This is a genomic window from Kitasatospora putterlickiae, from assembly GCF_039527695.1.
GTDB lineage: Bacteria > Actinomycetota > Actinomycetes > Streptomycetales > Streptomycetaceae > Kitasatospora > Kitasatospora putterlickiae.
The window spans coordinates 1-7,178 of sequence record NZ_BAAAKJ010000005.1; the positions used below are offsets into that span (position 1 = coordinate 1).

General features: G+C 74.0%; 7 protein-coding genes and 2 pseudogenes. All 9 read left to right on the top strand.

Features of this window, described 5'->3' with window-relative positions; translation table 11 throughout:
• A pseudogene (locus ABD308_RS00435) lies at positions 1–1,484 on the top strand (hypothetical protein); the annotation flags it as partial.
• Between the two features lie 30 nt (positions 1,485–1,514).
• Positions 1,515–2,105 (top strand): HEAT repeat domain-containing protein, encoded by a 591-nt coding sequence (locus ABD308_RS00440; protein ID WP_344322321.1) that lies wholly within the window; start codon positions 1,515–1,517, stop codon positions 2,103–2,105.
• Complete coding sequence (locus ABD308_RS00445; RefSeq protein ID WP_344322328.1) at positions 2,098–2,757, top strand: CIS tube protein; 660 nt, start codon at positions 2,098–2,100, stop codon at positions 2,755–2,757. Before ABD308_RS00440 ends, ABD308_RS00445 begins: the two co-directional genes overlap by 8 nt.
• Positions 2,754–3,107, top strand: coding sequence for a LysM peptidoglycan-binding domain-containing protein (locus tag ABD308_RS00450; RefSeq protein ID WP_344322334.1), 354 nt, complete (start codon positions 2,754–2,756; stop codon positions 3,105–3,107). The genes ABD308_RS00445 and ABD308_RS00450 overlap by 4 nt, the downstream gene beginning before the upstream one ends.
• On the top strand, positions 3,100–4,257 hold the full coding sequence (locus ABD308_RS00455; protein WP_425554659.1) for a hypothetical protein: 1,158 nt from the start codon (positions 3,100–3,102) through the stop codon (positions 4,255–4,257). The genes ABD308_RS00450 and ABD308_RS00455 overlap by 8 nt, the downstream gene beginning before the upstream one ends.
• Before the next feature lie 24 nt (positions 4,258–4,281).
• Complete coding sequence (locus ABD308_RS00460) at positions 4,282–4,791, top strand: phage baseplate assembly protein V (protein WP_344322352.1); 510 nt, start codon at positions 4,282–4,284, stop codon at positions 4,789–4,791.
• A gap of 28 nt (positions 4,792–4,819) precedes the next feature.
• A complete protein-coding gene (locus tag ABD308_RS00465; protein WP_344322525.1) occupies positions 4,820–5,152 on the top strand; it encodes a hypothetical protein in 333 nt (110 codons plus the stop codon).
• Complete coding sequence (locus tag ABD308_RS00470) at positions 5,149–5,556, top strand: GPW/gp25 family protein (RefSeq protein WP_344322533.1); 408 nt, start codon at positions 5,149–5,151, stop codon at positions 5,554–5,556. Before ABD308_RS00465 ends, ABD308_RS00470 begins: the two co-directional genes overlap by 4 nt.
• Positions 5,553–7,178: pseudogene (locus tag ABD308_RS00475) on the top strand (putative baseplate assembly protein); the annotation flags it as partial. The gene ABD308_RS00470 and the pseudogene ABD308_RS00475, both read left to right, overlap by 4 nt.

A 7,178-nucleotide genomic window follows, 5' to 3' on the forward strand; every position in this document is an offset into this window, starting at 1 on the left:
CCCGCGCCCTCGGCCGCCGCCTCCTCGGCAGCCGGCTGGGCCGCGCGCTCACCCGTGGCGCCCACCGGATCCGCGACGCCTACCGCAGGCGGCGCGACCGCCTGCGCGACTGGCAGCGCGAGCGCCGGCAGCAGCGCGCCGACCGCCGCGCGCGCGAGAACTCGCCCCAGGCCAAGGACCAGCGGCTCGACCTGATCGTGGCCCGCGTGCGGCCCCGGCTGGCCCGGTTGCTCGGCAAGGGGGTCCGCAGGCCGGTCCTGCGGGCGGTGCTGCGGGCCCTGCGCGCCTGGTACCGGCTGACCGGGCTGGAACTGAGCGGTCTGCCGCGGTTCGTCGTCCGCGCGCTGCTCAACCCGGAGAAGGTCGCCATCGCGGGGGTGGAGCTCGACCGCACCGAACTGCTGGAGTTCATCCGCCGGGTGGCGGACGAGGTCCGGGGTTCGGCCCGGCACGTCGAGCGGACGGAGAGCATCGGGTACGACGACCAGGACCGGCGGATCTCCACCGGCGACCGGATCGACTCGGTGTCGCTGGCGAACAGCTTCCGCAGGCAGGCCTTCCCGGACGGGAGCTACCAGCGGGTCGAGGGCCCGAACGGCGTCGCCGCCGGGCTCAAACAGGGGTTCAACAGTCCACGCAATCAGGTGGTTTCGCCGCAGGGAAGCGCCGAGGAGAGGCTCGCCCACGACTACCCGAACATGTTCAGCGGAATGCCGCGAGCGGAACAGGAAAGGATCGCCCGCACGATGCTCGCCGATCTGGGCGGGGGCCCGGTGCCGCAGGGCGCGGACGCCGTCCCGGACAGCAGGCGGGTGTTCCTGCACACGCTGGCCGCCGTGGAGCACAACCGGGCGCCCAGCGACGTGGTCTACCGGGCCATGGCGTACAAGATCGCGACGGAGGACGCCCGCAAGTTCGACAAGAAGCAGATCGCCGCCGGAATGACCGACCTGGACAAAGCCGTCAACAAGCTGCCGCTGGCGCCGAAGGGGGCCCAGGCCGGGGCCAGGCAGCTCGATCTCGCCCTCAAGTTCAAGGAGTTGAAGTCGACCACCGACGATCCGGAGGTGCTCGCCCGGCGGATCCGGGCGCTCGCGGCGCAGGAGGGGCTGCGACCGGCCGAGCTCCAGAAGCTGACCGGGGTGAGCGAGGCCCGCTACCTCACCGCCCAGGGCGTTTCGGCCAAGGAGCGCAAGGCCGTCCGCACCGTGATGAACGACAAGAACGCGACCGCGGAGAGCCGCGCGGAGGCGCGCGCCAAGGTGGAGTCGTGGAAGCAGGCCTACGTCCAGCACGCCTGGGGGGAGGCCGCCCGCAAGGGGGAGGTGCGCACCACGCGCGAGGCCGACGCCATGGCCGAACGCGAGGTGGCGTTCCTCCAGGCCTGGGCCGCGACGCTCGAACTCGACTTCGCCGACCAGGGCGGCAAGGACGCCCTGTTCGCACACATCCGTAGCCACATCCGCACCATCTACGGCCTCTGAGGCCTGGAACAGACAGGAAAGGGAGGCCGTATGACCGTCGGACCGCACACGGGGCGTCGTCTGATCCTCCGCGACTCCGTGGACAACGCCGGGATCCGGGCCTTCGCCGAGGCCGACGGCTGGACCTACCAGGGGGACATCGCGCGGGATCCGGCGAACCAGGCCTTCTACGAGGCCAAGTGGTCGCTGCCCGGCGGCCTGTCGGCGCACTTCGTCGCGGACGAGTTCGTCGACGCCCGGTACCTGGTGGTCGCGGGTGACGACGACGCCGGGGTCCAGGAGGCGTCGGCGCGACTGGAGGCCGCGCTCGACGTCTGGAGCGTCGCCGACCTGGAGACCAACTTCGACGTCTGCGTCTACCCGTTCGAGCAGGCCCGGTCCGTGCTGCTGCTGGGCGCGGGCTCCCCGGAGCGGGCCGTGGACTCGGTGTTCACGCGGGTCCTGGAGGCGGTCCGGCACAAGGAGCCCAGGGTCCGGCGGGCCGCCGTCCAGGCCATGGTGTACGCCGGGTGGCCGGAGTACCGGGAGCCGCTGGCGGAGCTGGCCGCCCGGGACGCGGACCCGGAGGTGGCCCGCGAGGCCGGGCTCGCCCTGCGGGTGCTGGAGGAACGCCATGGGTAGCCCGTCGCCGAACTACACCGACGCCCCCAGGCCGGTGCGGTCAGGGCTGGTCGTCGTCGATCCGCAGCGCGGCACCCCGCAGCGGATCATCGTGCTGCAGTTCAACCCGGACAGCCTGGAGCGGTCGCTGGCCCCGCAGGCGGCGGGGGCGGAGGGCGGCGGGGACCGGACGGAGGCCCTGCGGCTCAAGGGGCCGGCCGTGGAGACCTGGAAGTTCACCGCGGAGCTGGACGCCACCGACCAGCTGGAGGTGCCGTCGCCGAACGGCGTCCATCCGCAGCTCGCCACGCTGGAGTCGCTGGTGCAGCCGGCCAGTGCGCGGCTGCGGGCCAATCAGGCGCTCGCCGCGCTCGGCACCCTGGAGATCACCCCGGTCGAGGCCCCGCTGACGCTGTTCACCTGGGGCGCCAAGCGGATCCTGCCGGTGCGGCTGACCGAGCTCGCCATCACCGAGGAGGCGTTCGACATCGAACTGAACCCGATCAGGGCCACCGTCGCCGTCGGCCTGCGGGTGCTGACCGTCGGTGACCTGCCGACCGGGCACCGCGGCGCCGAGCTGTACCTCGCGCACCTGGCGCAGAAGGAACGGCTGGTCGGCGCGGCGGGTGACGGCCGGCTGGGCTCGCTCGGCCTGGGAGGGGGTCTCCAGTGACCGTCGACCATCCGCTCGACGCGCTGCCCGCGCCCTCGCCGTACCCGCTGACCAGCCGCTACCACGGCGTCCCGGTCGTGGTGCGCACGGAGCCGGACGGGCGGCAGGTGCCGTATCTGCGGCGGCGGCTGCTGCCGCGTCCGGACGGCCTGACCCCGCTCGCCGAGCACACCGTCAGCGCCGGGGACCGGCTCGATCTGCTCGCCCACCGCTACCTCGGCAGCGCCGACCAGTGGTGGCGGATCGCCGACGCCAACCCGGTGGTCGATCCACGCGAGTTGACCGCGACGCCGGGCCGGCGGATCACCATCGCGCTGCCCGGAGCGGTACCGGGGGCGGGCCGTGCCTGACGCCTCGGCCGTCACGGGCGCCGGCCCGATCGGGTCGATCCACCTCAGTCTGCTGATGGGCCCGCGGATCCCGGTGCCGGTCCCGCAGCCGGTGACCGACGCCCTGCTGTCGGCGCAGGTCACGGTGGCGTCCGGGCAGCGCAGCGGGTTCCAGCTCGCCTTCGACCTGTCCAAGCGGGGGCTGATCAACACCGCGCTGCTGCCGGGCGGCTTCTTCGACCCGAAGACCAGGGTCGTGCTGACCGCGACCGTCACCGGCACCCCGGCCGTGCTGATGGACGGGGTGATCATCCGCCAGGAGGTCGGCATCAGCAACCAGCCCGGCCAGTCCACGCTCACCGTCACCGGCGAGGACCTGACGGTGCTGATGGACCTGGAGGAGCGGGCCGGGGTGCCGTTCCCCGCGATGTCCCCGGCGGCCCGGGTCGCCGCGGTCATCGGCTCGTACGGGCAGTACGGCATCGTGCCGCTGGTCATCCCCGAGCTGGTGCCGCAGACGCCGATGCCGACCCGGCGGATCGACTTCCAGAAGGGCACCGACCTCGGGTACGTCAACGAGCTGGCGAAGGCCAACGGCTACGTGTTCTACCTCGACCCCGGCCCGGTCCCGGGGGTGAGCCGCGCCTACTGGGGGCCGGAGATCCGGCTCGGCGTCCCGCAGCACGCGCTGAACGTGAACATGGACGCGCTCTCCAACGTCGACCAGCTCACCTTCGCCTTCGACGGCACCGCCCGCGAGGAGCCGGAGGCCCGGATCCAGCTCCCGGCGACCAAGGTGTCCGCCGTGCTGCCGGTGCCGGAGGTGAGCATCCTGCGCCCGCCGCTCGCGCTCAGGCCCGCACCGGCGCTCAAGAAGAAGGTCGTCGCCGACACCGCCAAGAAGGACACCGGCCAGGCGGTGGCCGAGATCATCGCCGCGGCGATGACCTCGGCGGACGCCGTCTCGGGCTCCGGCCAGCTCGACGTCGTCCGGTACGGCCGGGTGCTGCGGCCGCGCGAGCTGGTCGGCGTGCGCGGCGCCGGGATCACCTACGACGGCCTGTACTTCGTCAAGAGCGTCACCCACAACCTCAAGCGCGGCTCGTACACCCAGAACTTCACGCTGACCCGCGAGGGCCTGATCGCCCTCCAGCCGGCCGTCGTCCCCTGAGCGCCCCAGGCAGGAGTTGCCCGCATGGCCGAACCGACCCGCTACCTCGGCAAGTTCCGGGGGACGGTTGTGAACAACGCCGATCCGCTGGGGATCGGCCGGATCCAGGCCCAGGTGCCCGATGTGCTGGGCGAGGCCGCGTCGACCTGGGCGATGCCCTGCTTCCCGGTGGCCGGTCCCGGCATGGGGCACTACGCCGTCCCGCCGGTCGGGGCGGGCGTGTGGCTGGAGTTCGAGCAGGGCGACCAGAGCTACCCGGTGTGGACGGGCTGCTGGTACGGCTCCGTCTCGGAGGTGCCGGTGGAGGCGGCGACCGGCCCGCCGGGGGCGCCGAACACGGTGCTGGAGACCACCGGGCGGCGGGTGATCGTCCTGTCCGACGACCCGACCACCGGGATCACCCTGCGCACACCCGGCGGGGCCTCGATCGTGATCAACGACTCGGGGATCCAGATCAGCAACGGCCAGGGCGCCTCGATCTCGCTCGTCGGCGCCACCGTTTCCATCAACCAGGACGCCCTGAGCGTGACCTGAGCCGACCTGACCCGACGGGGAGAGTCTCGTGCCCGGAAATCTGCTGCACGTCAACGCGACGGTGACCTGCCCGCACGGCGCCCAGGCGACCGCCCGGCCCGCCCAGGCCCGGGTGCTGGTCGCCGGCCAGGCCGTCACCAGCACCGCCGACCCCTACACGGTGACCGGCTGCCCGTTCACCGTGGCCGGCAAGCCCCAGCCCTGCGTCACGGTCCGCTGGGTGGTGCCGTCCGCCCGGATCCGGGTGAACGGCTCCCCCGCGCTGCCGCGCTCCGCCGTCGGGCTGTGCCAGAGCGCCGAGCAGGTCCCGCAGGGCCCGCCGATCGTGACCGTCGTCCAGCAGCGCGCGGAGGGGACATGAGCACCGCGGGGTATCCCGGGCACCGCGCCGATCCGGCCCGGACGGACCTGGCGTTCCCGTTCCGGATCGACAGCCGGGGGCGCACCGCCCAGGCGGCGTACGACGACCACGTCCGCGACCTGATCGAGCAGTTGCTGTTCACCAGCCCCGGCGAGCGGGTGATGCACCCGGACTTCGGCTGCGGGCTGCTGGACCTGGTCTTCGCCCCGAACAGCCCGGAGCTGGCGGCCACCCTGCAGCTGTCCGTCCAGGCGGTGCTGCTGCGCTGGCTCGGCGATGTGATCGAGGTCGCCGCGCTGGACGTGACGAGCGAGGACAACGTGGTGCGGGTCGAGCTGGCGTACGTCGTGCGCCGGACCGGCTCGCGACGGCAGGACGTGTTCGAGGGCGGGGTGGCGGCATGACCGAACGATCCGAACGGCCCGTGGTCCGGTGCGGGACCGAGGCGCGGCGCGCCGACGTGCGCGCCGCGCCCCTGCTCGGCCTGGACGGCGCCGAGGTGGGCGAGGACGGACGCACGCTGAGCGTGGCCTTCCTCGGCCGGGCGCCGGACTGGCTGGGCCCGGAGCACATCCGGGTCGACGGCGGCCGGCGGATCACCGGCCTGCGCGCCCTCGCGGTCGAGATCGAGCACGCGGACGACCCGGAGCTGGACGACCGGATGCGCGTCACCCTCGACCGCTCCGGCGACACCTCCCGCTACCGGCTGACCGTGGTCGAGGCGGACGCCTACGGCCGGCCGGGCACCCGCCCCCACCCGGGCTTCGACCCGAGGTACGCGGGCACCGACGTCTCCTTCGGCGCCGACTGCCCCTCCCCCTTCGACTGCCGCGCCGAGGAGGACCGTTCGCCCGCCGTCCGGCCCGCCCCGGTGATCGACTACACCGCCCGCGACTACGAGAGCCTGCGGCGCCTCGTGCTGGACCGGATGAGCCTCACCACCCCGGGCTGGACCGAGCGGCACCTGCCCGATCTCGGCGTCACCCTGGTCGAGCTGCTCGCCTACACCGCCGACCGGCTCTCCTACCAGCAGGACGCGGTGGCGACGGAGGCGTACCTCGACACGGCCCGCCGCCGGGTCTCGGTGCGCCGGCACGTCCGGCTGGTCGACTACGCGATGCACGACGGCTGCAACGCCCGGGCGTTCGTCGCGCTGACGGCGGACCGCCCGCTCACCCTGCGGCGCGGCACCTTCCGCTTCGCCGCCGTCGACGTCGGCAGGCTCGGCCCGCAGGAGCGACCCGAACCGTCCACCGTGATCCCGGACGAGGAGCTGGACGCGCTCTCCCGGACCGCCGCCGTCGAGGTGTTCGAACCGCTCGGCGGCGCGGACCTGGTGCTGCACCCCGCGCACAACACCATCCGGTTCTGGACCTGGGGCGACCAGGACTGCGTGCTGCCCCGGGGCGCCACCTCCGCCACCCTGCGCGACGACTGGCGGCCGCAGGCGGACGGCCGGCCGGAGGGGCGCGCCCGGCGGCTGGCGCTGCGCCCCGGCGACCTGCTGCTCGTCGAGGAGGTGCTCGGCCCGCGCACCGGCGCCGCCGCGGACGCCGACCCCGCGCACCGCCAGGCGGTCCGGCTCACCTCGGTCACCCCCCTGGTCGACGAGCTGTACGGGCAGCCGGTGGTCGAGGTCGCCTGGGCGCCGGAGGACGCGCTCGCCTTCCCGGTCTGCCTGTCCGCGCACGGCGGCGGCGACTGCGGCCCGATCGACGACGTGAGCGTGGCGCGCGGCAACGTCGTCCTGGTCGACCACGGCCGCTCCCTCACCTTCTGCGGCGGAGCCCCCGAGACCTTCGCCGTGCCGCCGGAGCCGGTCCGGGTGCCGCCCTGCGGGCCCGGCTCCTCCGGCTGCGCGGACCGTACCGAGGGCAGCCCCGCCGCCGAGGCGATCCAGGCGCTGCTCGACCAGACCCGCACCGGCGGCCACCTCGGCCCGCGGCAGGTCCGCGAGCTGTACGCGCTGCTCGGCGAGGCCGCGGTGCGGCGGGCCGGGCTGAGCGTCCGGCTCGCGCCCGGCGCG